Source organism: Oceanobacillus alkalisoli (assembly GCF_022213125.1).
Lineage (GTDB): Bacteria > Bacillota > Bacilli > Bacillales > Amphibacillaceae > Oceanobacillus > Oceanobacillus alkalisoli.
In genome coordinates this window covers 1-309 of sequence record NZ_JAKNRA010000056.1, presented here as the reverse complement: position 1 = coordinate 309, position 309 = coordinate 1, and the positions used below count along the sequence as shown (strand labels likewise).

Genomic DNA, 309 nt, shown 5'->3' with positions numbered 1-309 from the left:
ATTTCTTGGGGATGGCTCCAGAAGCTTCCGTTATTGATTCGAGTTCCTTAACTCATTTTCGCAAGTTACGCTTGAAAGACATTAATCTACTGGATTTACTGATCGAAAAAACAACTGAAATCGCAATCGAACAAGGGTTGATTGAAATCAAAGCAGCTTTAATTGTCGATTCTACACACTCTCATTCCCGTTATCGTTCCAGATCTGCGGCTCAATATTTAAATGAACAAGCAAAAGCTGTTCGGAAAGCAACCTATGAATTTGATGAAACCATCAAAGAAAAATACCCAAAAAAGCCAGCCGAGCATG

Annotated in this window: 1 pseudogene; it reads left to right on the top strand. The window is 38.8% G+C overall.

Annotation, left to right across the window (positions count from 1 at the left end):
• Positions 1–309, top strand: a pseudogene (locus tag L3V42_RS18125) (IS5/IS1182 family transposase); the annotation flags it as partial.